The organism is Actinocrispum sp. NPDC049592 (assembly GCF_040675465.1).
Taxonomy (GTDB): Bacteria; Actinomycetota; Actinomycetes; order Mycobacteriales; family Pseudonocardiaceae; genus Kibdelosporangium.
In genome coordinates, this window is the sequence record NZ_JBFAPA010000011.1 from 1 (window position 1) to 25,001 (window position 25,001).

Annotated in this window: 18 protein-coding genes; 14 read left to right on the forward strand and 4 right to left on the reverse strand. The window is 68.0% G+C overall.

Going from position 1 to position 25,001, the window contains the following annotated elements:
- The first annotated feature begins 610 nt into the window (after positions 1-610).
- The 11 genes from AB0J95_RS26110 (at position 611) to AB0J95_RS26160 (ending at position 17,917) form a co-directional block, all read left to right on the forward strand.
- Positions 611-1,216 carry a dihydrofolate reductase family protein gene (locus AB0J95_RS26110; RefSeq protein ID WP_364762893.1) on the forward strand — a complete coding sequence of 202 codons (606 nt, stop codon included), beginning with the start codon at positions 611-613 and terminating at the stop codon, positions 1,214-1,216.
- Positions 1,217-1,333: 117 nt separating this feature from the next.
- Positions 1,334-3,301 (forward strand): alpha-1,4-glucan--maltose-1-phosphate maltosyltransferase, encoded by a 1,968-nt coding sequence (locus tag AB0J95_RS26115; RefSeq protein ID WP_364762896.1) that lies wholly within the window; start codon positions 1,334-1,336, stop codon positions 3,299-3,301.
- 108 nt (positions 3,302-3,409) lie between these two features.
- Positions 3,410-4,054: a zinc ribbon domain-containing protein gene (locus AB0J95_RS26120; RefSeq protein WP_364762899.1), complete on the forward strand. Its 645-nt coding sequence runs from the start codon at positions 3,410-3,412 to the stop codon at positions 4,052-4,054.
- A 358-nt stretch (positions 4,055-4,412) separates the two neighbouring features.
- Positions 4,413-6,149, forward strand: coding sequence for a maltose alpha-D-glucosyltransferase (gene treS, locus AB0J95_RS26125; protein WP_364762902.1), 1,737 nt, complete (start codon positions 4,413-4,415; stop codon positions 6,147-6,149).
- A complete protein-coding gene (locus AB0J95_RS26130) occupies positions 6,146-7,507 on the forward strand; it encodes an aminoglycoside phosphotransferase (RefSeq protein ID WP_364762905.1) in 1,362 nt (453 codons plus the stop codon). The genes treS and AB0J95_RS26130 overlap by 4 nt, the downstream gene beginning before the upstream one ends.
- Before the next feature lie 102 nt (positions 7,508-7,609).
- On the forward strand, positions 7,610-8,050 hold the full coding sequence (locus tag AB0J95_RS26135; protein WP_364762908.1) for a VOC family protein: 441 nt from the start codon (positions 7,610-7,612) through the stop codon (positions 8,048-8,050).
- Between the two features lie 109 nt (positions 8,051-8,159).
- Positions 8,160-10,343 (forward strand): 1,4-alpha-glucan branching protein GlgB, encoded by a 2,184-nt coding sequence (gene glgB, locus AB0J95_RS26140; protein WP_364762911.1) that lies wholly within the window; start codon positions 8,160-8,162, stop codon positions 10,341-10,343.
- Positions 10,344-11,082: 739 nt separating this feature from the next.
- Positions 11,083-13,299, forward strand: a complete 2,217-nt coding sequence (locus AB0J95_RS26145) for a glycoside hydrolase family 95-like protein (protein WP_364762914.1) — start codon at positions 11,083-11,085, stop codon at positions 13,297-13,299.
- A 15-nt stretch (positions 13,300-13,314) separates the two neighbouring features.
- Positions 13,315-14,955, forward strand: coding sequence for an NPCBM/NEW2 domain-containing protein (locus tag AB0J95_RS26150; RefSeq protein ID WP_364762917.1), 1,641 nt, complete (start codon positions 13,315-13,317; stop codon positions 14,953-14,955).
- An 87-nt stretch (positions 14,956-15,042) separates the two neighbouring features.
- Positions 15,043-16,446 carry a Si-specific NAD(P)(+) transhydrogenase gene (sthA, locus tag AB0J95_RS26155; protein WP_364762919.1) on the forward strand — a complete coding sequence of 468 codons (1,404 nt, stop codon included), beginning with the start codon at positions 15,043-15,045 and terminating at the stop codon, positions 16,444-16,446.
- Between the two features lie 79 nt (positions 16,447-16,525).
- Entirely contained in the window at positions 16,526-17,917 is a 1,392-nt protein-coding gene (locus tag AB0J95_RS26160; RefSeq protein ID WP_364762922.1) for a neutral zinc metallopeptidase, read from the forward strand.
- Positions 17,918-17,959: 42 nt separating this feature from the next.
- Here AB0J95_RS26160 and AB0J95_RS26165 read toward each other — a convergent pair whose 3' ends face one another.
- Entirely contained in the window at positions 17,960-19,759 is a 1,800-nt protein-coding gene (locus AB0J95_RS26165) for a S1 family peptidase (RefSeq protein ID WP_364762925.1), read from the reverse strand.
- Positions 19,760-19,932: 173 nt separating this feature from the next.
- Here AB0J95_RS26165 and AB0J95_RS26170 point away from each other — a divergent pair, with 173 nt between their 5' ends.
- Positions 19,933-21,393 (forward strand): neutral zinc metallopeptidase, encoded by a 1,461-nt coding sequence (locus AB0J95_RS26170; protein ID WP_364762928.1) that lies wholly within the window; start codon positions 19,933-19,935, stop codon positions 21,391-21,393.
- 271 nt (positions 21,394-21,664) lie between these two features.
- Here AB0J95_RS26170 and AB0J95_RS26175 read toward each other — a convergent pair whose 3' ends face one another.
- The 3 genes from AB0J95_RS26175 to AB0J95_RS26185 are packed head-to-tail and all read right to left on the reverse strand — an operon-like array spanning position 21,665 to position 23,802.
- Positions 21,665-22,606 (reverse strand): tetratricopeptide repeat protein, encoded by a 942-nt coding sequence (locus tag AB0J95_RS26175; RefSeq protein WP_364763761.1) that lies wholly within the window; start codon positions 22,604-22,606, stop codon positions 21,665-21,667.
- 46 nt (positions 22,607-22,652) lie between these two features.
- Complete coding sequence (locus tag AB0J95_RS26180) at positions 22,653-23,516, reverse strand: hypothetical protein (RefSeq protein ID WP_364762931.1); 864 nt, start codon at positions 23,514-23,516, stop codon at positions 22,653-22,655.
- Positions 23,506-23,802 carry an MTH1187 family thiamine-binding protein gene (locus AB0J95_RS26185; protein ID WP_364763764.1) on the reverse strand — a complete coding sequence of 99 codons (297 nt, stop codon included), beginning with the start codon at positions 23,800-23,802 and terminating at the stop codon, positions 23,506-23,508. The genes AB0J95_RS26180 and AB0J95_RS26185 overlap by 11 nt, the downstream gene beginning before the upstream one ends.
- A gap of 58 nt (positions 23,803-23,860) precedes the next feature.
- Between AB0J95_RS26185 and AB0J95_RS26190 the strand changes: the two genes are divergently transcribed.
- Together AB0J95_RS26190 and AB0J95_RS26195 are read left to right on the forward strand one after the other, a co-directional pair.
- Positions 23,861-24,364, forward strand: coding sequence for a MarR family transcriptional regulator (locus tag AB0J95_RS26190; RefSeq protein ID WP_364762934.1), 504 nt, complete (start codon positions 23,861-23,863; stop codon positions 24,362-24,364).
- Positions 24,365-24,380: 16 nt separating this feature from the next.
- Positions 24,381-24,896: a DinB family protein gene (locus tag AB0J95_RS26195; RefSeq protein WP_364762937.1), complete on the forward strand. Its 516-nt coding sequence runs from the start codon at positions 24,381-24,383 to the stop codon at positions 24,894-24,896.
- Positions 24,897-25,001 lie beyond the last annotated feature (105 nt).

The window sequence follows — 25,001 nt, forward strand, 5'->3', positions numbered from 1 at the left end:
CGTGCTTGCTGACCGATCCCGCCTGGAAAACCGTGTCCGGTCCCACCGCAACGGGGCGCGGGGCGCGGGGCGCGGGGCGCGGGGCGCGGGGCGATTGAACAAGACGGACGCGACGTGGTGGAAGGGCCGTTCGGGGGCGATGTGGGGTGGTTGACGAACGAATTTGGATGGTGGGCGACTCTCGCGATGCGGATTGCTCGTTGCGTGTGAGGCAACCGCAGGGCGGACTTGCCGTTGGGTGCGAGGCAACCCGGGGAGCGACCTCTCGATCGACCAGCAGGGCGGGCTATCCGTGGGGCACGAGGCCATCCTCAGGCCGCACTCTCGGTCAAGCGCGAGGCAGCGATCCGAGGTGGCGCCGCAATTCTGCGTGGGCGGGTGCGTGTCTGACAGGGCAGATCGAGGGTGGCCCCTGTGGAGCGCGGCTGAGGGCAGGCCGTCTCGGTGACCGGCGCCGAAGCAGTGGAGTGGATGGCGAGCCTCGCGAACCGGCGTGCGCGGGCGACCAGCGACCAGCGACCAGCGACCAGCGACCAGCGAAAAACTCATCGCCGCACCGATGAGTTCCGGTCGCGGGCGGCGTTTCACTGGTGACACAAGGGAGGTCATCATGGGCAAGGTCGTCGCGAACATGTCGATGTCGCTGGATGGGTTCATCGCCGAGCCTGGGGACGGGGTCGGGGAGTTGTTCGACTGGTACGGCGCGGGGCCGGTGGCGTACTCGCTGCCCGGTGATCACCCGGCGAGGCACGTCCGGGTGTCCGCGGTGAGTGCGGAGCACTTGCGGCGCAATGTGGAGTCGATGGGGGCGTTGATCGCCGGACGGCGGTTGTTCGACGTGGCGCAAGGGTGGGGTGGCGCGCATCCGGCGGGAGTGCCGGTGGTCGTGCTCACCCACAAGGCGCCGGAGGACTGGCCGCACGACGACTTCGTGTTCGTCACCGACGGTATCGAGAGCGCCGTTGCGGCCGCCCGGAAACTGGCCGGGGACAAGCACATCTCGGTCGCGAGCCCGACCGTCGCGCAGCAGGCGCTCACCGCCGGCCTGCTCGACGAGATCAGCGTCGACCTGGTGCCCGTGCTGTTCGGCCGCGGCATCCGGTTCTTCGGCGACCTGCCGGGCCACGTAATGCTCGACGATCCCGAGGTGGTGCAAGGCACTCGCGTCACGCACCTGACCTACCGCGTGCGGAAAACCGCTGTCCCGAACGGATAGCCCGGGCAGCGGTGACCCGCGTACCAGCGGGCATCGGCAACGAGTTAACCGCCCCGTTCCGCGTACGATGCCCGGGCACGGCAGACTATAGGCAGACCCCGGAAACGAGGAGAGCCTGTGAGCGGTCGCCTGGGCATCGATGACGTCTCCCCCACTGTCGACTGTGGCCGGTATCCGGTCAAAGCCGTTGTGGGTGAACATGTCCCGATCCAGGCGACGGTGTGGCGCGAAGGGCATGACGCGGTCGCGGCCACCGTCGCCTGGCGCGGGCCGACCGACCGGGCGGCGCGGCAGACCCGCATGCAGCCGCACCCGGTCGAGCCGGACATCTTCACCTCCCTGATCGTCCCGGACACCGAGGGCCTGTGGACCTACCGCGTGGACGCGTGGAGCGACCCGTGGGCGACGTGGCGGCACACGGTCGAGGTGAAGGTCGGCGCCATGCAGTCGGCCGAGGAGCTGGCCAACGACCTGGAGAACGGCGCCCGGCTGCTGGACCGGGTCTCCCGGCGCCCCAACCGCAACGGCGAGAAGCGCGTGCTGACCTCCGCCGCGCAGGCGTTGCGGGACACCGGCCGCGCGTTGCCGGCGCGGATCGCCGAGGCGCTGTCCGAGCCGGTGCACCAGATCATGACCGAGCACCCGGTGCGCGAACTGGTCACCCGCGGCAAGGCCGTGCGCGTCCAGGTGGACCGCCGCCGCGCGCTGTTCGGGTCCTGGTACGAGTTCTTCCCCAGGTCCACGGGCGGCTTGGACGAGTCCGGCAAGCCGGTGCACGGCACGTTCCAGACCGCGATGGGCGAGCTGGACCGGATCGCGTCGATGGGCTTCGACGTGGTGTACCTGCCGCCGATCCACCCGATCGGCAAGGTGAACCGCAAGGGCCCCAACAACAGCGTGATCTCGGTGCCCGAGGACGTCGGCTCGGTCTGGGCGATCGGGTCCGACGAGGGCGGGCACGACGCGATCCACCCCCGGCTGGGCTCGCTCGCCGACTTCAAGGACTTCGTCGCGCGCACCCAGGAACTGGGCATGGAAGTGGCCCTCGACCTGGCGTTGCAGTGCGCGCCGGACCACCCGTGGGTGGCCGAGCACCCGGAGTGGTTCACCACCCGGCCGGACGGGACGATCGCGTACGCGGAGAACCCGCCGAAGAAGTACCAGGACATCTATCCGCTGAACTTCGACAACGACCCGGTGGGCCTGTACGCCGAGGTGCTGCGGGTGGTCACGCACTGGGTGGACCAGGGGATCAAGATCTTCCGGGTCGACAACCCGCACACCAAGCCACCGGACTTCTGGCACTGGCTGATCACCCAGGTCAAGGCGGCACACCCGGACGTCCTGTTCCTGTCCGAGGCGTTCACGCGCCCGGCGCGTCTCTACGGCCTCGCCCGCCTGGGGTTCACCCAGTCCTACACCTACTTCACCTGGCGGGTGGGCAAGCAGGAGCTGATCGAGTTCGGCAACGAACTGGTCAACCACGCGCACGAGGCACGGCCGAACCTGTTCGTGAACACCCCGGACATCCTGCACGCGTCGCTGCAGGAAGGCGGACCGGGCATGTTCGCGCTGCGTGCCGCGCTGGCGGCGACGTTCGCGCCGACGTGGGGCGTGTACTCGGGATACGAGCTGTTCGAGCACGAGCCGGTGCGCGAGGGCAGCGAGGAGTACCTGAACTCGGAGAAGTACGAGCTGCGGCCGCGCGACTACGACAAGGCCCTGGCCGAGGGACGTTCGCTGGAACCGTGGCTGCGCCAGCTGAACACGATCCGCCGCGCCCACCCCGCGCTGCAGCAGCTGCGGACGTTGCGGTTCCACCACGTGGACAACGACGCGATCCTGGCTTACTCCAAAGTGGACCCGGCGAGCGGCGACACGGTGATCGTGGTGCTGTCGCTGGACCCGTTCAGCGCCGAGCAGGGCACGGTCTGGCTGGACATGCCGGAACTGGGCCTGCAGTGGCAGGACCGGTTCACCGCGCACGACGAGGTCACCGGACAGAGCTGGGACTGGGGCCAGGCGAATTACGTGCGGCTGGAGCCGTGGAACGCGGTGGCGCACATTATCTCGGTGCGCAAGTAGTAATAACGGACATATGGTTGCGGCGCCCTTTCGGGCAACCGATGGGGCGCCATGAATAACACTGTTCGCACGTGCCGCGACCCGGGCGCGGTCGTTTATCCTGCTCTCGTGGTCGCACCCGTACCCTTCACCGGCAACGTTCGGGACATGTGCAACGAGAATGGCTTCCAGTGGGAGTTCCACTGCAACCGTTGCAACAATGGTTTTCAGTCACCGTTCGAACAGAACATCGCCTCCCGCGGCAAGGGCCTGCTGCGCATGGCGGGCGAATGGTTCGGCGGCAAGGTCGAGACGCTGTCGTCCGGCGTCGAGGACTTCAACCGCTACAGCTGGTCGGGCGAGGGCAGCGCGACCAAGGACCGGCACTTCGCCAAGGCGGTGGAACTGGTCCGCCCCAACTTCCGGCAGTGCCGCGCGTGCGGCCGCTGGGTGTGCGCCCAGTTCTGCTGGAACAATGACGTCGGCCAGTGCATGGAATGCTCGCCGCTGATCGCCGAGGAAATCGCGCGCGCCCAATCGGACGCGCAGCGCTACCAATTCCGCGAAAAAGCCTTCGAGCAGGACTGGACGTCCCACCAGAACCTGGCCGAGGTGCCCAAGCTGCGGTGCGATTCGTGCGGCGGCAGCACCCCAGGCGGAAAGTTCTGCCAGCATTGCGGACAGGCGCTGATCAAAGAGGTGCACTGCACGCAATGCGGGACGAAGGCCTCCCCCGGGGCGATGTTCTGCGCCCAGTGCGGCCACCAGCTGTAAACCCGGTCTGACTCTCCGCGTCTGAGCCCCGGCTCAGGCGCGGAGTCGTTTTTCACTCGGCTGCCCGGTTCTCACGTTCTGCGCGTACTTCAAGTACTGACGGGCCCCATCCCTCTTGGGCGGTCTGGTGGGTGGTGGCCGGGATGAGGCGTGGGTGGGTGATTGAGCGGTTCGGGAGGTGTAATTCGCTCGGGTGGCGGTTGACCGGCTAGAGTCCGCTCACCGCCAGAGCATTCGCTGTTCATTCAGCCGCGCTTTGGGGTACCACCAAAGTGTTGGACTCGAGCGAACGAGTGGTGCTGCCGTGGCAATTACGCCGGATGACTCCCGTCCAGACTCCGTCCTGGGGTTGGCGGGGGTGCCGCATACCGGTGAGGCCGTCCTGGCCGATGGGCACCTGGTCGAGCCGCAGGCCGAGGACTTCCGCTCGGCCCGGCTGGTGCCCAGGGACCCCGACTGGTTCAAGAGCGCTGTCTTCTACGAGGTGCTCGTCCGCGCCTTCACCGACTCCAACGGGGACGGCACGGGCGACCTGCGTGGCCTTGCGTCCAAAATGGACTATCTGTCCTGGCTCGGGGTGGACTGCCTGTGGCTGCCGCCCTTCTACGCCTCGCCGTTGCGCGACGGCGGCTACGACATCAGCGACTTCCGGGCGGTGCTGCCCGAGTTCGGCACCGTCGAGGACTTCGTCTACCTGCTCAACGAGGCGCACCGCAGAGGTATCCGGGTGATCACCGACCTGGTGCTCAACCACACCAGCGACGCGCATCCCTGGTTCCAGGCCTCCCGCAGCGACCCATCCGGCCCGTACGGCGACTTCTACGTGTGGGGCGACGACGACTCGAAGTACTCCGAGGCGCGGATCATCTTCGTCGACACCGAGTCGTCGAACTGGACCTACGACCCGGTCCGCGGCCAGTTCTACTGGCACCGCTTCTTCTCCCACCAGCCGGACCTCAACTACGAGAACGGCGAGGTCCAGGAGGCGATGCTGGAGGTGCTGCGGTTCTGGCTGGACCTGGGCATCGACGGGTTCCGCCTGGACGCCGTGCCCTACCTGTTCGAGGAGGAGGGCACCAACTGCGAGAACCTGCCGCGCACGCACGAGTTCCTGCGCCGGTGCCGCAAGGTGGTCGACGACGAGTACCCCGGGCGGGTACTGCTCGCCGAGGCCAACCAGTGGCCGTCCGACGTCGTCGAGTACTTCGGCGACCCGGCGGTCGGCGGCGACGAGTGTCACATGGCGTTCCACTTCCCGTTGATGCCGCGCATCTTCATGGCCGTGCGCCGCGAGTCCCGGTTCCCGATCTCGGAGATCCTGGCCCAGACACCGGCCATTCCGGACGGCTGCCAGTGGGGCATCTTCCTGCGCAACCACGACGAGCTGACCCTCGAGATGGTCACCGACGAAGAGCGCGACTACATGTACACCGAGTACGCCAAAGACCCGCGGATGAAGGCGAACATCGGCATCCGCCGCCGGCTGGCGCCGTTGCTGGACAACGACCGCAACCAGCTGGAGCTGTTCACCGCGATGCTGCTGTCGCTGCCGGGCTCGCCGGTGCTGTACTACGGCGACGAGATCGGGATGGGCGACAACATCTGGCTCGGTGACCGTGACGCGGTGCGCACGCCGATGCAGTGGACACCCGACCGCAACGGCGGGTTCTCCCAGTGCGACCCCGGCAGGATCTACTTGCCGGTCATCGCCGACCCCGTGTATGGATATCAGGCGATCAACGTCGAGTCGCAGCTGAACAACACATCGTCACTGCTGCACTGGTCGCGGCGCATGATCGAGGTCCGCAAGCAGCACCGGGCGTTCGGGCTCGGCGACTTCCACGAACTGGGTTCGTCCAACCCGAGCGTGCTGGCCTACCTGCGCCGGTTCGGGGAGGACACGGTGTTGTGCGTGAACAACCTGTCCCGGTTCCCCCAGCCGGTCGAGCTGGATCTGTCGGCCTACGAGGGACGCCAGCCGGTCGAGCTCACCGGCGGCGTGCGGTTCCCCTTGATCGGCGAGCTGTCCTACCTGCTCACGTTGCCAGGACACGGTTTCTACTGGTTCGAGATCATGGCGGTGGACGAGGGATGACGAGCGAGCCAGCAGTTCAGAAGATGCTGGCCGAGGAACTGCCGTCCTGGCTGCCGAACCAGCGGTGGTTCGGCGGCAAGGACCGGCCGGTCACCGAGGCGCGCGCGGTGCGGGTGGTCCCCCTGCTGGAGGGCAACCCGCGGCTGGTGCACGCACTCGTCGAGGTGCTGCAGGAGGACCGGAAAGCGACGTACCAGCTGCTGCTGGGCAGCCGTGAGTCTCCGCCGGAGTACCTGTCCGGGATCTGGGTCGGGGAGGACGGGCGGCAGTGGTACGAGGCGGCCAGCGACCCCGAGCTGATGGCGTTCCTGCTGGACGCGATCGCCGAGACCCAGTCGCACGGCCCGATCGAGTTCCACCGCGAGCCGGAGGTGGAGCTCGAGCAGGGCCTGCGCGGGCGCGCGGTGACCTCCGAGCAGAGCAACACCTCGTTGATCTACGGGCAGCAGTACATCCTCAAGCTGTTCCGCAAACTGTCCGCCGGCCCGAACCCCGACCTGCAGATGCACCTCGCGTTGCGGTCGGTCGGCTGTGAGCACATCGCCCAGCCGCTGGGCTGGATCGCCGACGAGGAGGGCGACCGCCCCACGCTCGGCATGTTGCAGCAGTTCCTCGCCGACGCCGCCGACGGCTGGGCCATGGCCACGGCAAGCGTCCGCGACCTGATGGCCGAAGCCGACCTGCACGCGTTCGAGGTGGGCGGTGACTTCGCCGGCGAGGCCCACCGCCTCGGCGCCGCGGTCGCCGCCGTGCACGCGGACCTGGCGCGGGCGTTGGATTCCCGCCCGGTGCAGGCCGGTGAGGTCGACGGAGCGGTGGACGCCATGCACCGCCGCCTCGACACCGTGCTGGCGGTTGTTCCCGAGCTCGCGGAATACGAAACACCGTTGCGGACGGCCTTCGACTCGGCACGCGGCGTCGACGGCGGGGTGCCGATCCAGCACGTGCACGGCGATCTGCACCTCGGGCAGGTGCTCCGGACCGTGAACGGCTGGCTGCTCATCGACTTCGAAGGTGAACCGGCGGCGCCGTTAAGCGAACGCACCGCACCGCGGTCACCGTTGCGGGATGTCGCCGGGATGCTCCGGTCGTTCGACTACGCGGCGCACCAACTGCTTGTGGGGCAACCAGAGGATCACCAGCTGGCGGTCCGGGCGCGGGAGTGGTCCGACCGCAACCGCGGCGCGTTCTGCGACGGGTACGCCGAGGTGTCGCCGAACGGGGACCCGCGGGAGCACGAAGTTCTGTTGCGGGCGCTGGAGTTGGACAAGGCGGTGTACGAGGTCTCCTACGAGCACGCCAACCGCCCGGACTGGGTGCAGATCCCGCTCGCTTCGATCGCCCGGATCGCTTCGTAGCCCCGATCGAACCAGGAGCAGAACGAACCAAGCTGTCGAGAACGGCTTGGCGGCTCCGTCCCAGGGGCGGATCTTGGCCGCATCTCACGAAGGAGACCCAGCGTGGCTATCCGGCGGATGGACAACGTCCTCATCGTCGTCGAGGACCTCGATGCCGTTATCGCGTTCTTCGTCGAACTCGGCATGGAACTGGAGGGCAAGGGGCCGCTCGAATGGCGAGGGGCTGAGCGTGTCGTCGGGCTCGAGGACGTCCAGCAGGACGTCGCCATGCTCCGGGTCCCGGGCGGCGGGGGGCGAGTGGAGCTGGCGAAGTTCCACCGGCCCAAGGCCATCACCCCGGAGCCGAAGGACGCGCCCGCGAACACGCTGGGCATCCGTCGCATCATGTTCGCGGTCGACGACATCGAGGACGTCATCGCCCGCCTGCGCACGCACGGCGCCGAACTCGTGGGTGAGCTGGAGCGGTTCGAGGACATCTACCTGCTCTGCTACCTCCGCGGTCCCGAGGGCATCGTCGTCGGGCTCGCCCAGGAACTCGGCTGATGACCGCGACTGTCCTATGTGGACCAAGCGGTGAGTTACGGGGAGTCACCGGGCGAACAGGACGGTGGGTGTTCTGCGGGTGGCGGTGCGGGCCGTTAGGATCGCTGAGGTGAAGCCACTCGATCCGGCCCCGCCGGCCGAGGATGTCAACCGCCTGCTCGCCGGCTCGCACCATGACCCGCATTCGGTGCTGGGGATACACGCGCACCCGTCCGGCGCCGTGGTCCGCGCGTACCGGCCCGGGGCGACGTCGGTCACCGTTCTCGCCGGGGACCTCAAGCAGGAGCTGGACGAGGTCGCCGCGGGGTTGTTCGCGGGGATTCTCAGCCAGACGCCCACCGAGTACCTCTTCGAGGTCGCGTACAACGACCGGGTCGAGCTCGTCGACGACCCGTACCGGTGGCTGCCCACGCTCGGTGAGCTGGATCTGCACCTGATCGCGGAGGGTCGCCACGAGCGGCTCTGGACCGTTCTGGGCGCGCACACCCGCAGCTACGACACCCCGACGGGCCCGGTGGAGGGCACGTCGTTCGCGGTGTGGGCGCCGAACGCGCACGGTGTGCGGGTCTGCGGCGACTTCGACGGCTGGGACGGCCGCGCGAACCCGCTGCGGTCGCTCGGGTCGTCGGGCATCTGGGAGATCTTCCTCCCGGGGCTGCCGCCGGGCACGCGCTACAAGTTCCGCCTGCTGGGCAAGGACGGCAACTGGCACGAGAAGGCCGACCCGTTCGCGTTCAGCGCCGAACCGCCGCCCGCGACCGCCTCGATCGTGTCCACTTCGGACTACAAGTGGCAGGACGACGAGTGGGTCACCGCACGCGAGTCGACCGACTGGTGGCGTAAGCCGGTCAGCACCTACGAGGTGCACCTGGGGTCGTGGCGCCCGGGCCTGGGGTACCGGGAACTGGCCGAGCAGCTGGCCGAGTACGTGGTGGAGATGGGCTTCACGCACGTCGAGCTGATGCCGGTCGCGCAGCACCCGTTCAGCGGCTCGTGGGGCTACCAGGTCACGTCGTACTACGCGCCGATGTCCCGGTTCGGCTCCCCCGACGACTTCCGCTACTTCGTCGACCACCTGCACTCGCAGGGCATCAGCGTGATCATGGACTGGGTCCCCGCGCACTTCCCCAAGGACTCGTGGGCGCTGGCGCGGTTCGACGGCGAGCCGTTGTACGAGCACGCCGACCCGCGCCGCGGCGAGCACCCGGACTGGGGCACGCTCGTGTTCGACTTCGGCCGCAACGAGGTGCGCAACTTCCTGGTGGCCAACGCGCTGTACTGGCTGGAGGAGTTCCACATCGACGGCCTGCGGGTGGACGCGGTCGCCTCGATGCTGTACCTCGACTACTCGCGGCGTGAGGGCGAGTGGCTGCCGAACGTGCACGGCGGCCGGGAGAACCTCGACGCGGTGAACTTCCTGCAGGAGCTGAACGCGACCGTCTACAGGCGACACCCGGGCGCGATGATGATCGCCGAGGAGTCCACCGCCTGGCCCGGCGTCACCCGCCCGACCCACCTGGGCGGCCTCGGGTTCGGCTTCAAGTGGAACATGGGCTGGATGCACGACACCCTGTCGTACCTCAAGCACGACCCGGTGCACCGCTCGTACCACCACAACGAGATCACGTTCTCCCTGGTGTACGCGTGGAGCGAGAACTTCGTGCTGCCGCTGTCGCACGACGAGGTGGTGCACGGCAAGGGATCGCTGTGGACGCGGATGCCCGGCGACGACTGGAACAAGGCCGCGGGCGTGCGTGCCCTGCTCGCCTACATGTGGGCGCATCCGGGTAAGCAGATGCTGTTCATGGGCGGCGAGTTCGGCCAGGTCGGCGAGTGGTCGGAGAACAGGTCGCTGGACTGGTACCTGCTGGAGGAACCGCTGCACGCGGGCATCCGGTCGCTGGTGGCGGACCTCAACGCGGCCTACCGCGAGAACTCCGCCCTGTACGCGGGCGACACCTCCCCCGAGGGTTTCTCCTGGATCGACGCCAACGACGCAGGCGGCAACGTGCTGAGCTTCCTGCGCCATGACCCCGACGGCACCAACGTCATGGCCTGCGTCGCCAACTTCTCCGGCGCGCCCCACAACAACTACCGCGTCGGCCTCCCCCAGGCCGGCCACTGGCGCGAAGTCCTCAACACCGACGCCACCACCTATGGCGGCTCAGGTGTGGGCAACCTCGGCGACGTGGAGGCAACAGAGAAGCCGTGGCACGGCAGGCCCGCCTCGGCCGTGCTGCAACTCCCACCCCAAGGCGTGATCTGGCTCGCCCCAGCCACAACCCAGGACTGAACGAACATCATCCCGACCCCAGTGGCTGGCCGCACTCGTGGCCGGCCACCCAACCCTGACCGCGGACGACCCATCCCCACCCACCATCCGCCTCGCCTCCCTCGCCCACACCTTCACCACCCACGCCGCCGAGTTCGACGAACCCCAGCGGCGCGCCCTTTTCGCCGCCCTCGATCAGGTCCTCACCGACGGGTCCGAACCGGACAAGGACGCGGTGGCGACCGGCTTCTTCGAAGCGCTGCTGAACGACTACGACCGCGGCTTCGACCTCGCGGCCGTCTGGCCGTACCTGGGGCCAGAATCGAGGGCCTACTGCAGGGGCCACGGTGCCATGAAGCGGCGTGCGGATGGGCGGGGTGAGAGTTGGGCCGATGCGGCTGGGCGCGGTTCGATTTTGTGCGGGGTGGCGGCGCACAGAAGCTCTCCGGCGAGGCAGGTCGCAGACCTGCCCCCTTTGGTGCCTGCCCGTGCGCCGCAGGGGTCCCCGCACAAAATCGAACCGCGCCCAGCCGCTCACGACGAACAGCAGCCAAGCGCCTTCCCCTCACCTCGGACAGAGATCGGATGACTTTCGTTCCAATGGTCTAGTCCATGGGTCTTGACGGGGTGTTCAGCACTGCTTAGTTTCTTGGTGAACTCGGGTGCAACGTCGCCGCCCCGCACCTGCCCACGAGTCTAGGGACGGCGCATGCCCGGAGAGAGCTGGGATGTTTCCCGGCGTGGATTTATCGCGGGGTCGGTGGCGACCGCGGCGTTGGCTGGGGTCGCGAACCCGGCCCAAGCAGCGGACCCGGCCCAAGCGGCGGCGGACCCGGTCCAGGCCCAGGCGCTGGACTGGCCCGCGTTTGTCGGCCAGCAGGATCTGGTGTGGAAACGGCTTCCGTCCGACTGGTGGCAGGGGCCGTTTCTCGGCGATGGGCTGCTCGGGTCGATGGTCTACCAGGAACCCGGCAAGAACCAGATCCGGTTCACCACCCAGCATTCCGAGGTCCAGGACTACCGCCCGCAGTTCGGCAGCGCGTGGGGTGTGTGCCGGCTGCCGGTTGGGCATCTGACGCTTGAGCCTTCGGGGACGATCAGCAAGGTCGACTGGCGGCTGGATCTGTGGAACGCCGAACTCACCGGCACCGTCACGACCAGCAAGGGCACGTTGACGCTCAACGTCTTCATCCACGACCAGACCCTCGTCGCGAAGGCGACCGCGCAGAGCGGCGAGACGGTCAAGTGGGTCTTCCACGAGGAGAAGGCGATCAGCCCGAAGTCCGCGTCCGAGGCCCCGCCCAGCGGGTACACCGAGAACCCGGCGCCCACCAAGAAGACGACAGAAAACATCAGCCAGGTCACCCAAAACCTGGTCGCGGGCGGGCAAACGGCCACGGCCTACCGCAAGACCGGCGACACCCTGCTACTCACGGTCGCGCACACCGCGACGGACAAGACCGCGGAAGCCAAAGCCCTCACCAGGATCCAGAACGCCACCGAGACCACACTGCGAACAGCCCACCGCAAGTGGTGGAACGCCTACTACCAGAAGAGCTTCCTGTCCATTCCGGACCAACGCCTGCAGTCCTTCCACTGGGCCCAGCTGTACAAGATCGCCTCGGGCACCCGCGCGGACGCACCCGTCATGGCCACCTGCGGCCCCTGGCTGGAGAAAACCGGGTGGCCGGCGGTGTGGTGGAACCTGAACGTGCAGCTCGAGTACTGGCTGATCCACGGCTCCAACCACTTGGAGCTGGACGCGATCAGCAAAACCCTGCACGACAACATGGACAACCTGATCAAGAACGTCCGCCCCGAATACCAGCCGGACTCCGCGGGTGTCGGGCGCAGCACCGACCGCCGCACGATCAAGGGCAGCTATGTGCAACGCCCGGGGGACAGCGGCAGCGGTGAGGTCGGCAACCTCGCGTGGACACTGCACAACGCGTGGCTCAGCTACCGGCACACCATGGACGAGTCGCTGCTGCAGAACACGATCTTCCCGTTGCTGCGCCGCACAACCAACTACTACCTGCACTTCCTCAAGAAAGGCGACGACGGCAAACTCCATCTGCCGCAAACACTTTCGCCCGAGTACGGCCTCGCCCCGGACGCCAACTACGACATCGCCCTGCTGCGCTGGTCGCTGCAAACCCTGTTACAGACCAAACCCGATGACCCACTGGCCGGTAAATGGCAGCAGACCCTCAAGGACCTGACGCCGTATCCAACCGACAGCACCGGGTTCATGATCGGCGCGGGCGTTCCGTACGCCAAGTCACACCGGCACTACTCGCACCTGCTCATGGTCTACCCGCTGTACCTGGTCACGCCGGACACCGCGGCGAACCGGGCGCTGATCGAGAAGTCGGTGCGGCACTGGCACTCCATCCAGGGTGCGCACCGCGGGTACAGCTACACCGGCGCCGCGTCGATGTTCGCCGTGCTGGGCAACGGCAACGAGGCGCTCACCTACCTGCTGAAGTTCTTCGACACCAGTACGAAGTACCCGGTCACCGAGAACACCATGTACAAAGAGGGCAGTCCGGTGGTCGAGACACCGCTGTCCGCGTCCCAGTCCATTCACGACATGCTGTGCCAGAGCTGGGGCGGGGTCATCCGGGTCTTCCCGGCGGTCCCGGACAAGTGGGCCGACGCCGCGCTGGGCACCTTCCGCACGCAGGGCGCTTTCTTGCTCAGCGCCGTGCGGCGGCAGGGAAAGACCGCCTGGGTCAAGCTCACCAGCGAGGCCGGCCAGCCGTGCCGGGTCAAGCACGGGATCGCCGGGGACATCACGGTGTCCACACCGGACGGAACCCCGATTGCCTGGCACAGCACCGGTGATGGCGTGATCCAGATCGACCTCGTCAAGGGCGCGACCGCGGTCGTGTACCCGAAGGGCGCCCTGCCCGACCTCACCGTCGCCCCCGTCCCGATCACCGTCCCCGGCAAGCAGTGGGGCTTGCCCAGCTGAATCGAGGCTACGACCATGCTCAGAAGGCTCGCGGTCGCTGTGGCCGCACTGTCCACAATGCTCGGTTTCGTCGTCGTCCAGGCCACCCCGCAAGCACTTGCGCTGGACAACGGCCTGGCCCGCACCCCACCGATGGGGTTCAACAACTGGAACACCACCCAGTGCAAGGCCACCTTCAACGAGGCGATGATCAAGAGCATCGCCGACCTGTTCGTGTCCAAGGGACTCAAGGACGCCGGCTACCAGTACGTCAACATCGACGACTGCTGGGCCAAGACCTCCCGCAACGCGCAGGGCAACCTGGAGCCCGACCCGGTGCGGTTCCCCAACGGCATCAAGGCCGTCGCCGACTACGTGCACTCGAAGGGCCTCAAGTTCGGCATCTACACCAGCGCGGGCACGAAAACCTGCAACACGGCGGGCTTCCCGGGCGGCCTGAACCACGAAACGCAGGACGCCAACCTGTTCGCGTCCTGGGGTGTCGACTACCTGAAGTACGACAACTGCAACAACCAGGGTGTGGACGCCCAGCAGCGGTACAAGAAGATGCGCGACGCGCTGGCCGCCACCGGCCGGCCGATCGTGTTCTCCATCTGCGAGTGGGGCCAGAACCAGCCGTGGACGTGGGCGCAGCCGGTCGGGAACCTGTGGCGCACCACGGGTGACATCAGCGACTCGTACTCGAAGATGGTGTCGATCTTCCAGAAGAACCTGCCGCTGGCCCAGTACGCCAAACCGGGCGCGTGGAACGACCCGGACATGCTCGAGGTCGGCAACGGCGGGATGACCCCGGCGGAGTACCGCTCGCACTTCAGCCTGTGGGCGATCATGGCCGCGCCGCTGCTGATCGGCGCGGACCTGCGCAAGGTGTCCGCGGAGAACTACGAGACCCTGCTGAACAAGGACGTCATCGCGGTCGACCAGGACACCCTGGGCGTCCAGGGCAAGCAGATCTCCGCCAGTGGCAACAAGTACGTGATCTCCAAGCCACTGTCCAATGGGGACTACGCGGTGGCGTTGTTCAACAACAACTCCTCGGCCCAGACGATCAGCACGACCGCCTCGGCGATCGGCATCGGCTCCTCGTCGAACTACAACCTCAAGGACCTGTGGTCGAAGTCCACCCGGAACACCACCGGCACGATCAGCGTGTCCGTGCCCGCGCACGAGACGGTGATCTACCGGGTCAGCAAGGGTGTGCGCACGCCACCGGCCGAGGGCACGCACCAGGTGTCCGACCTGAGCTGGGACTCGGCGGTGAGCGGCTGGGGCCCGGTGGAGAAGGACCGCAGCAACAACACCCAGGCCGGCGGCGACGGCAAGACGCTGACCATCAACGGGACCACGTACGCCAAGGGCCTCGGCACGCACGCGGCCAGCGACATCTCGTTCTACCTGGGCAAAGCGTGTGACACGTTCTCGGCGAGCGTCGGCGTGGACGACGAGGTGGCCAGTACGAAGGGCTCGGTGGTGTTCCAAGTGTTCGCCGACGGCACCAAGATCGCCGACAGCGGCACGATGACCGGGGCCACCGCGGCCAAGCAGCTGTCCGGCAGCATCGCCGGGGCCGACCAGCTACGCCTCGTGGTCACCGACGCGGGCGACGGCAACAACTCCGACCACGCGGACTGGGGTAACCCGACGATTACTTGCTAGTGAATTCATCGGACCGAAGGTGGTCGGCGCCCGCGCCGGCCACCTTCCATCCTCCATTTCCGGGTTCGATGAGGCAGGCTGTAGGGCGTGAGCGAGTACGACTACGACCTGATCGTCCTGGGCTCCGGCCCCGGTGGGCAGAAGGCCGCGATCGCCGCGGCCAAGCTGGGCAAACACGTCGCGGTCGTGGACCGCCATGACATGGTCGGCGGGGTCTGCGTGAACACGGGGACCATTCCGTCGAAAACACTGCGCGAAGCGGTGCTCTACCTGACCGGCATGAACCAGCGCGAGCTGTACGGCGCGAGTTACCGCGTCAAACAGGACATAACCGTCGCCGATCTGCTGGCCCGGACACAGCACGTGATCGGCCGCGAGGTGGAGATCGTCCGCGCGCAGCTGATGCGCAACCACGTCGAACTGGTCGACGGGCTCGGCCGGTTCGTCGACCCGCACACCATCGCCGTCGAGGGCCGGGCGCGCACCACGATCACCGGCCGGTTCATCGTGATCGCCACCGGCACCAGCCCGGCGCGGCCCAGCGAGGTCGACTTCGACGCCAAGCGGGTGCTCGACTCGGACGAGATCCTGGCGCTGGAGCACGTTCCCGCCTCGCTGGTGGTGGTCGGCGCGGGCGTGATCGGCATCGAGTACGCGTCCATGTTCGCCGCGCTCGGCACCCGGGTGACCGTGGTGGAGCAGCGGGAACGGATGCTGGAGTTCTGCGACCCGGAGATCGTCGAGTCGCTCAAGTTCCACCTGCGCGACCTGGCGGTCACCTTCCGGTTCGGCGAGAAGGTCGTGGACGTGGCCGTGAACGACCACGCCACGGTGACCACTTTGGCCAGTGGCAAGCGGATCCCCGCCGAGGCGGTGATGTACTCGGCCGGGCGTCAGGGCATGACCGCGTCGCTGGACCTGGAGAAGGCCGGGCTGGCCGCCGACCACCGCGGCCGCCTGACGGTGGACCCGCACTACCGCACCCCGGTCGAGCACATCTACGCGGTCGGCGACGTGATCGGGTTCCCCGCGCTGGCGGCGACCTCGATGGACCAGGGCCGGCTGGCCGCGTACCACGCGTTCGAGGAGCCGGTGCACGAGCTGAGCGCGTTGCAGCCCATCGGGATCTACACGATCCCGGAGATCTCCTACTGCGGCGCCACCGAGGCGGAACTGACCACGTCGGCCGTTCCGTACGAGACCGGCACCGCGCGTTACCGCGAGCTCGCGCGCGGCCAGATCGCCGGTGACTCGTACGGCATGCTCAAGCTCCTGGTGTCCACAACGGACCGGAAGGTGCTGGGTGTGCACGTGTTCGGCACCGGCGCGACCGATCTGGTGCACATCGGCCAGGCGGTGATGGGCTGCGGCGGCACGATCGACTACCTGGTCGACGCGGTGTTCAACTACCCCACGCTGTCCGAGGCGTACAAGGTCGCCGCGCTGGACGCCACCAACAAAATCAGGGCAATTGACCGGTTCAGTGTCTGACCTGCACTTTCGGGCCGATATATCAGCGAAGCGCATGCACTTACCCCCAGCCGACAAGCCGACCAGGCACACTGTTCGGGTGGCCCGGTCCTCTGTGTTCGCCATCCTCGCCGTTGGTGTCGCCCTGCTCGCCTCCGCCTGCACTACCACCGTTGTGGGTGTGCCAGTGGCGGCCGGCGGGGTGATCAACCGCAACCAGGGCGGTGACGTCGACCCGTCGTTCATCAACAACACCGACGGGGGTGAGATCGACAAACTCGCTGGGACGGTCGTCAAGGACGTCGAGAAGTACTGGATGGACACATTCCCGGCCACCTTCGACAACAAGGCGTGGGAACCGCTGCGCGGCGGCTACTACTCGGTGGACACCAAGAGCCCCAAGGCGCCCGCGCCGCCGTGCACCGACCAGGCGTCGGACGTGGAGGGCAACGCGTTCTACTGCCCGAGCGCGGACGCCATCGCCTGGGACCGCGCGGCCTTGCTGCCGCTGCTCAAGGAGAACTTCGGCGAGGCGTCGGTGATGCTCGTGCTGGCCCACGAGATGGGGCACGCGGTGCAGCGGCGGGCCGGGATCACCCCGCAGGCCGAGCGGGCCAACCCGCAGAAGTACCCGACGATCCTGCTGGAGGCGCAGGCGGACTGCTACGCGGGTTCGTTCGTGCGCTGGGTGACCGAGGGCAAGGCGGCCCGGCTGCAGGTCGAACGGACCGCACTGGACCCGGCGCTGGAGGCCATGGTCGTGTTCCGCGACCCCGTCGGCACCACGGCGGGCGCCCAGGGTGCGCACGGTGACGCGTTCGACCGGGTCTCGGCGTTCCAGGACGGCTTCGAGAAGGGCGCCTCGCTCTGCGCCAAGATGAGCGTGGACAACCGCGAGTTCACCCAGAAGGGCTTCGAGTCCCAGCAGGACAAGGCCACCGGCGGCAACATCAGCCTGGCCGAGACGCTCAAGGGCATCGACGAGGACATCAACCCCTACCTGCAGCAACAGGTCACCAAGCTGGGCAAGCAGTGGAAGCAGCCCAAGCTCAAGGAGGTCACCTCGGAGCCCGAGTGCGGTTCCGGCGACCAGGGTCCGGTCGCGTTCTGCCAGGACAGCGACGAGGTGGACGTGGAGTCCGGCGGGCAGCTGGCCGAGATCCACAAGGAGATCGGCGACTGGTCGACCGGGACGATCATCTCCAGCCGCTACGGCCTTGGCGTCCTGGCCGCGTTGAACAAGCCCCTGACCGGCCGTGACGCGCAGAAGGCCGTGTTGTGCGTGGCGGGCGCGTACAGCGGTCAGCTGCTGAACAAGGACGACGGCTACCGCCTGTCCCCCGGTGACCTCGACGAGGCCGTACAGGTGTTGCTGCGCTACGACTACGCGGCCCGTGACCTCAAGGGCGACGCCCCGGAGACCGGCTTCGAACGCGTCTCCGACTTCCGGGTCGGCGCCGTCGGCGGCTTCCCCGCCTGCAAACTCGGCTGATGTGCCTGCCCCGGCAGACTGGTCTGCCGGGGCAGGCGCTTGTCAGCGGGTGTAGTAGCCCTGGAGGTCGGTCAGGGCGTCGATCGCGTTGCCCGCGTTGCGGATGTTGATGCGGGCCTGCGAGTCGAGGCGGACGGTGGCCGCGTTCGCGGTGTCCTCGCCCTTGGTGATGTTGATCGTGGACGGGATCGCGCCGGAGTAGGCGATGCCCGGGTTCCACAGGGTCAGGAACGTGTTGCCGGTCGGCGCGATGCCCACGACACCGAGCGCAACCGCGGTCGCCTGCGCGGGCAGGCCCGGCACGGTCACCGTCCTGATCTCACCGGGACCGAACCCGTGCTGCGCGGTCACCCGGCTGTCGTAGAAGCGGTTCGTGGCCGGCAGGACCTGGAACCGGCTGCCGCCGTCACCGGGCACGAAGTACCCCACCACCGACACCAGCAGGTGCGCCTGGCCGGCGTTGAGCGAGACCCGGATCTGGCCGTCGTCACCGATCCGCACCAGCGACTGGGTCGCCCGGTCCTCGCCCTTGACCAGGTTCAGCGAGGACAGCGCGGGCGAGCCCTGGGCGAACACGGTGAAGAAGTTCTCCATGGTGGACTCCGTGCCGGTGATGTTCACCGCCACCGCGACCGCGTTCGACGGCACCCCGGCCACGCCGCGGATGGGCAGCGTCACGACCTCACCGCCGTTGACCGGACGCTGGTGCCCGCCGAGGCTCGTGCGGGTGTCCAGGATCAGGTCGGGCTTGTCCTTCGGCTGGTAGGTCGACTCGCCGGAGGCGCTGTAGTAGCCGAGGAAGTCCACGATCGCGTGGACCGAGCCGGAGTTGTTGCGGACCCGGATCTTGCCGTCCACGCCGACCGGGACGATCGCCATCACCGCGGCCGCGCGGCCGGGGGCGAGGTTGAGGGTGGACCCCTTTGCCTCGTCGCCGTACGCGGTCAGGTACGTCGACGCGGTGGCTTCCGTGCCGATCAGGTCCACCGCGACCGCGCTGGCGCCCTTGGGCAGGTCCGGCACGGCGATGTCGACGGACTCGCCGCCGGTCAGTGCCTTGTTGTGCCCGCCGAGCTCGGTGCGGGTGTCCAGGATCCGTTTCATGGCAGGCAAAGCGGTGTAGGCGTCGCCACGGGTGTGCTGGCCGATCCAGTCGGCGATGTTGTCCACCCGGGTCTCCACGCCGCCCTGGCGGGTCTCAGTGGACCCCAGACACCCTGTCTGCCAGGACGAGTGGTGGATCGCGACGAGCTGGACCGTGCCGTCCCGTTCGCGCAGCGCCGGGCCGCCGGCGTCGCCCTGACACGTGATCGCCGCGGGCTGCGGGTTGCCGATGACCGCCATCGTCGTGTCCGTGCTGCTCTGCACGGAAACCGTTGCGCTGTGCGGTTTGTCGGGTACCCAGTCGGCGTTCGTGCGGCCGTAACCGGCCACCCGCAACAGTTCGTTGTTCGCGGGCGCCGTCGTGCCGGGCGCGACCGGCGTGACCCCGGCGACCGGCTTCGCCAGCTTGGCCAGCGCCACGTTCCGGTCCGACCGGAACAGCAAGTCCACAATGGACACCGACTGCCCGCTCACCGTGGCCTTCGCCGCCACTTTCGGCGTACCCGCGACCCCGGCGTTCTCCGGGAAGCACGTGCCGGACGTGATCACCCACTGCGGCGCGACCAGCGCGCCGCTGCAGCCGTGCACCGTCCCGACCTCGACCTTCGCGATGAACCCGTACGTGCCGTCCGGCACTGGTGCACCGCCGCTGACCGCCGCACCGGGCAGACCGGCCAGCATCGCTCCCGCCGCCGCCAGCACGATCAGGCCGGCAGCGCGCGCAGGAGTCACCCTCATGATTTCCCCCCAAAAAGAAACTCGCCCCAGTTACATCGGGAACACTAACGTCCGCCCAGGTCAGGAACCAGAGTCAGGTTCGTCACGCGATACCCCCGGTTTCCGGTACGGGTGTCGGCCGTTCGCAGTAGGGTGCCAGGCGTCGGTAGGGACCGGTTGGGGACGAGGGATCAATGCGGGCACGCGAGACACGGCGAGTGCTGGTCGCACTTGTCGCGGTGGTGGCGATGGTGTGCGGGTGCGGGAAGGCGGTGACCGGGACGCCCAAGGCGGAGGGCGAGATCGACGCCGGGTCCGTTGCCGGCCTGCCGGTCACCGACGAATCCCAGGTGCAGACCGGGCTCAAGGCGGGCGCGCCGGATTCCGGCCTGCAGGTGGAGAACGGCGACGGCGGCGAGATGGACCAGCTCGCCCTGGCCGCGGTGGCCGACCTGTACGAGTACTGGAACGAGCAGATGCCCGCGGACTTCGAGGGCCAGAAGTTCACGCCGTTGTCCCGCCTGGTGTCCTACGACTCCAAGGGCAAGTCGCTGAAGCTGTGCCAGACCGACACCAAGGGCCTGGTGAACGCGTTCTACTGCAGCCTGGACGACAGCATCGCGTGGGACCGCGGTGTGCTGTTGCCCGAGCTGACCAAGCAGTTCGGCAAGATGTCCGTGGTCACCGTGCTGGCGCACGAGACCGGGCACGCAGTGCAGTTCAAGCTGGGCGGCAAGAGCAACATCACCCAGGCCACCAAGACGATCGTCAAGGAACAGCAGGCGGACTGCTACGCGGGCGCGTTCTTCCGGTGGATCGCCGACGGCAAGTCCAAGCGGTTCCAGATCTCCACCGGTGAGGGCATCAACAAGGTGCTGGCCACCATGTTCTTCATCCGCGACCCGGCCGGCACCGACGCGAACAAGCAGGGCGCGCACGGCCTGGCGTGGGACCGGGTGTACGGGTTCCAGGCCGGGTTCAGCGGCGGCCCCACCCGGTGCGCGCGGATGGACCAGAAGGAGATCGACGGCCGGATCGCCGAGGAGAAGTTCGTCGAGAAGGACACCCAGCGCGGCAACATCGACATCAACGACACCACCATCGGCAAGATCAAGAGCAGCCTGGACGAGGCCTTCAAGACCAGCAACATCAACCCGCCGTCGTTCAAGGACAACGGTTCGAAGTGCGCGTCCGGCAAGTCGACCACCCCCGTCGCCTACTGCCCGGACGACAACACCGTCGTGTTCGACAAAGCAGCGCTGGTCAAACTCGGCACACCACCCCGCCGAGGGGAGGAACCGGGCCTGGACGGCGTGGGCATCGGCGACTTCGCGGCGTTCGCCGAGCTCGCCTCCCGCTACACCCTCGCGGTGCAGAAGACCGTGGGCATGAACCTCGACGACGAACGCGCGGGCCTGCGCACCGCGTGCCTGGTCGGCGCCTGGGCCCGCGTCGCCGAGGAGAAGGGCTCCGGCAACAACACCCTCCGCATCTCTCCCGGCGACCTCGACGAGGCCGTCGCCGAGATGCTGATGGGCAAGTCCCTCATCGCCGCCGACATCAACGGCACCCCCGTGAAAGCCGGGTTCGCCCGCGTGGAGGCATTCCGCATCGGCCACAACAACGCCAAGGAATGCACCGCCCGATTCACCTGAGCAATAGCCAGCTCACCCCGAGCGCATTCGATGAAACTCGTGGAGGCCTGAATGGCCTCCTCCCGGATCGCGCGATAAGTGTCATCGTCGATCGCCGAAGGGTTCTTCGACGCCTCGATGACCTGCAGTCGTGGAGGAGCATGTCGCCACAAAGCAGGCCGAAGCTGTCACCGGCATCTTGAAAGCGTTTGGAGAACACTCCCGCAGCGACTGACCCTCGTGAGTGGTTGCGCTGGCGAGAACCAGTACAACCACTCACGAGAAGGGCTTTCTAGAAGAGGGCTGACGCGAGGTCGCGGCGGGCCTTGGCGACGCGGGGGTCGTCGGCGGGGAAGAGGCCGAAGAGTTCGACCAGGTGGGACCGGACCTTGTCGCGGTCGTCGCCGGCGGTGCTGCGCACGCTGGCGATCAGGCGCGCGAAAGCCTGGTCGACCTGCTGCTGGGCCACTTCGAGGTCCGCGGCCGCCAGCTGGGCGTCGAGGTCCGAGGGGTTGGCGTCGGCCTTGGAGACCGCGCTGGGGTCGATGGCCTCGGTGCGGGCGGTGAACTTGACCTGGGCCAGGGCGGCCTTGGCGTCCTCGTTGCCCGGCTCGGCGGCGAGGATCTGCTGGTAGGCCTGTTCGGCGGCGGCGAAGTCACCGGCCTCGAAGGCGTCCTCGGCCTCGGCGAACCGGGGGTCGACGGGCTCCTCGTACTCCTCGGCCGGCTCGCCACCGCCGCCCGCCTCGGCCTCCTGGATGCCGGGCAGCCGGTCGCGCAGCGCGTCCAGCAGCGCACCGATCCACTGGCGGATCTGCGGCTCGGGCTGGGCGCCGGTGAACGCGTCGACCGGCTGGCCGCCGGCGATCGCGACCACGGTCGGGATCGACTGGACACCGAAGAGCTGGGCGATCCGGGGGTTCGCGTCGACGTCCACCTTCGCCAGCACCCAGGCGCCGTTGCCGGCGTTCGCCAGGCGTTCGAGCACGGGGGAAAGCTGCTTGCACGGGCCGCACCACTCGGCCCACAGGTCGACCACGACGGGGACCTGCAGCGAACGTTCGACCACGTCGGCCTGGAAGGTCGCCTCGGTGACGTCGAACACGAAGTTGCCCTGGCCGGCGGCCGGTGCGGCGGCGGCACTGCTGGTGGGCGTGCTGGGTGCCTGCCGCGCGGCGTCGGCCCTGGCCTTGAGGGCGGAGAGGTCGACAGCACCGGACAGGGCCGCGGACATCGCGGCTGTCTGACGTGGATCTGGCCGTGTCACGCACCCATCCTAGTTACAACTGCCCGGCGAGGGCTTTGCGCACGTTCAACGCCATCGGGTTCGACCGCATCGCCTCGTTGCTGTCGGCCAGCGTGAGCACGAGTGGCATGAGCAGTTCGGCCAGCCGGGACGCCTTGTCCGGGCCCAATGCGTCCCAGGGCGCGGAGGCGAGCGAGTCCGTTTTCGCCTCGATGTCAGCTCTGAGCGAAACGCCTGCGTCGCTGATCACACCGTCGGTGAGCAGGCCGCGTCCGGTCAGACGGTGGACGGCCGCGTCCCACTCCTCGGGCGACCAGCCGCGCGCCAGCTGCATGTAGCTGAACTCCAGGCCGCGGTCCGCGGCGAACAGCACCAGCGTCTCGACCGGGTCCAGTTCGGCGTTGACCAGCGTGGCGACGTGCCCGTCGCCGCGGGATTCCCGCAGTGTGGTCGCGGCCTGCCACAACGCGAGATGCGGCTCGTTCGGCACGGGCAACGCGGCGTTCGCGGCACCCAGCGGACGGCCCGCGATCGGTGCGGCCGACGCGGCCTCGACAGCCAGCTCAGCGGCCTCGTCGATGTCGTTCAACGCGTCACCGAGCATCCGCTTGAGCGCCCGCGACGCGCCGAGCAGCCGGATCTCGAGGAACTTGTCCGGCGGGGCGACCTCCCAGGCGTCCGGGATCGCGCGCCGGACCATCCGCGGGTGGAAGTTGTAGAAGGTCGAGATGACCAGCTCCGGCGAGACGGCGCCGAGCGGGGCGGCGCGCATGCCGAAGTACCCCATCCAGCCGCCTTTGCAGCCCAGCTCGTCGGTGGCCGCGCGCGACTCGGGCGTGAAGTACGTGACGTCGTGGTAGGTCTCGAACAGCACCCACATGGTCCGGCTACTGGTCAAGGTAGGACTCCAGCCGCTCGACTTTGGCGTTCATCTGGTCGGTGTGCCCCGGCCGGATGTCGGCCTTCAGCACCAGGCTCACCCGCGGAGCGCTCTGCTGGACAGCTTCCACCGCGCGTCTGACGACGTCCATGACCTCGTCCCACTCGCCCTCGACCTCGGTGAACATGGCCGACGTGCGGTTGGGCAGGCCGGACTCGCGCACGACCCGGACAGCGTCGGCGACCGACTCGGCCACGCTGTCCGACTCACCCCCGAGCGGGCTGACACTGAACGCGATGAGCACCGGGCGTCTCCCTTCGAAATGGTCGCCCCAGGTGTACTCCCTGGTAGCTTTTTGCGCCATGACGTCACGCCCGTTGCCGTTCGACCCGATTGCCCGCGCAGCCGAGCTGTGGGAGGAGCGCATCGGCCCGTCGGACACCATGGCGGCGGTCACCAGCGTGATGCGCGTGCAGCAGATCATCCAGTCCGCCGTGGACACCGCGCTACGGCCACACGGCCTGACGTTCGCGCGGTACGAGGCCCTGGTGCTGCTGTCGTTCTCCAAGCGCGGCAGCCTCCCGATGCGCGTGATGGGCGAACGCCTCCAGCTGCACCCCACCAGCGTGACCAACATCGTGGACCGCCTCGAAGCCGACGGCCTGGTGAAACGAACACCACACCCAACCGACCGCCGCACGACGCTGACCGAGATCACCGAAGCGGGCCGGGAACGGCGCGCGGCGGCGACCGAGGCGGTGACCGAGATCGACTTCGGCCTGCGCGGACTGACGGGCAGGCAGACCAAGCAGCTGTCGGAACTGCTGGCCCGCGTGCGTAAATCGGTCGGCGATTTCACCGACTGACTGGGATGCTCCGCGGATGTCGTGGACCGCACCTGAGATCGACCGCCCCACCGAGCCCTGCCTCGGCGACGAACGGGCGATGCTGCTCGGCTGGCTCGAGTACCACCGAGCCACCCTCCTGTGGAAATGCGCCGGCCTGACGGGCGCTCAGCTGGCAACCCAGTCAACACCGCCATCGGACATGTCGCTGCTGGGGCTGATCCGGCACATGACCGACGTCGAGCGCACCTGGTTCCTGCGGCGGATCCAGGGTCAGGACTCGCCGTTCCTGTTCTGGACGACCGATGGGGACACGGACTTCTCGGAGGCTTCGGCGGCCACCGCCGAGGAGGACTACGCGCGGCTGCTGGACATGGTCGAGCAGGCCCGCAAGGCCATGGCGGGCGTGTCCCTTGAGGACACCATTGAGGAGAAGGTGCGCGGGACCATGTCCGTGCGGTGGGTGCTGATCCACATGATCGAGGAGTACGCGCGCCACAACGGGCACGCCGACCTGATCAGGGAACGCATCGACGGCAAGACCGGGGACTGACTCCCGGCAGATGAACTGCGGGGTGGCTTGAGGGCTCGCCCGATCACCTGCTGTGAGTGAGGCCGGGATGCTCGCCGCGCGTCTGTGGGGTCCACAGTGGGCTTT

Coding starts and splice junctions, on each gene's coding strand:
- AB0J95_RS26110 (WP_364762893.1), top strand. CDS start 611: ATGGGCAAGGTCGTCGCGAACATGTCGATGTCGCTGGATGGGTTCATC.
- AB0J95_RS26130 (WP_364762905.1), top strand. CDS start 6,146: ATGACGAGCGAGCCAGCAGTTCAGAAGATGCTGGCCGAGGAACTGCCG.
- AB0J95_RS26150 (WP_364762917.1), top strand. CDS start 13,315: ATGCTCAGAAGGCTCGCGGTCGCTGTGGCCGCACTGTCCACAATGCTC.
- AB0J95_RS26165 (WP_364762925.1), bottom strand. CDS start 19,759: ATGAGGGTGACTCCTGCGCGCGCTGCCGGCCTGATCGTGCTGGCGGCG.
- AB0J95_RS26170 (WP_364762928.1), top strand. CDS start 19,933: ATGCGGGCACGCGAGACACGGCGAGTGCTGGTCGCACTTGTCGCGGTG.
- AB0J95_RS26175 (WP_364763761.1), bottom strand. CDS start 22,606: ATGTCCGCGGCCCTGTCCGGTGCTGTCGACCTCTCCGCCCTCAAGGCC.
- AB0J95_RS26190 (WP_364762934.1), top strand. CDS start 23,861: ATGACGTCACGCCCGTTGCCGTTCGACCCGATTGCCCGCGCAGCCGAG.
- AB0J95_RS26195 (WP_364762937.1), top strand. CDS start 24,381: ATGTCGTGGACCGCACCTGAGATCGACCGCCCCACCGAGCCCTGCCTC.